This is a genomic window from Aminobacter sp. P4_D5 (genome assembly GCF_056401815.1).
Genome location: NZ_JBFUIP010000478.1, coordinates 1 through 923 on the forward strand (window position 1 = coordinate 1; position 923 = coordinate 923).

Annotated in this window: 2 protein-coding genes; one reads left to right on the top strand and one right to left on the bottom strand. The window is 71.8% G+C overall.

Annotated features, from left to right (window positions below):
• Positions 1-685: Bug family tripartite tricarboxylate transporter substrate binding protein (locus AC1DWF_RS32885; RefSeq protein ID WP_476842703.1), on the top strand; the 685-nt coding region annotated here is incomplete at its 5' end.
• Positions 686-691: 6 nt separating this feature from the next.
• Here the strand turns inward: AC1DWF_RS32885 and AC1DWF_RS32890 are convergent.
• Positions 692-923 (bottom strand): BPSL0067 family protein (locus tag AC1DWF_RS32890; protein WP_476842704.1); only part of this gene is annotated, 232 nt, incomplete at its 5' end.

Consider the following 923-nt stretch of genomic DNA (forward strand, 5'->3'; position numbering starts at 1 on the left):
GGCCATGTTCGCCGTGAACCCCGCGATCTACCCGCGCATGACCTACGACCCGCTGAGCGACTTCGCGCCGGTGGTGCTGGCGGCCAGCACGCCGCATGTGATCGTGGCGCACGCCTCCACGCCGGGGAACGACCTGCGGAGCATGCTGGCCGCCGCCGGCGCGCGGCCGGAGGCGCTGAGCTGGGGCACGGCGGGGGCGGGGAGCAGCCCGCACCTCACGCAGATCCTGTTGCAGCACCTGGCGCGGGTGCAACTCCTGCCGGTGCATTTCCGCAGCGGCGCGGCAAGCGTGCAGGCGGTCCTTGCGGGCCAGGTCTCGCTGACCGCCGAGGCGACGCCGATCGTCATCGAGCACGTCCGCGCCGGGACGCTGAAGGCGCTGGCGGTCGCGGCGCCGGAGCGGCTGGCGCTGCTTCCGGAKGTGCCGACCGCCGCCGAGGCSGGGCTGCCCGGGCTGGAGAACGGCTCGAGCTCCGCGGTGGTGGCCCCCAAGGGCACGCCGGACGCGGTGCTGGCGAGGCTCGCGGCTTCCTTCCGGTCGGCGATGGAGAGCGCGGAGCTGCGGGCGCGGCTGAGCCAGCAGGGCACGGTCCCGCTGGGCGGCGTGGGCGCCGAGTTCACCGCGATGATCGGTGCGGAGGTGGCCCGCTGGCGTCCCCTTCTGGCGGGCGTGCAGCCGGGTTAGAGCGACTTACCGCTTATCGAGGATGACATAGTAGTACTCCCCCCTGTTCGTCATGGCGGGCTTCGCGCCGGACTGATCGGTGGGAATCTTGATGCCCCGGAAGCGGATGCCGTCGCGGTGCCGCTGATTCTTGGCGCCCAGCACCGTGACGCCCTTCCATTGCTCGACGACCTGGATGCCCTTGGCATTGTGGCCGAGGTAGAAGGCGACGTGATTGCCGTGCGCCTCATTGGGGTAG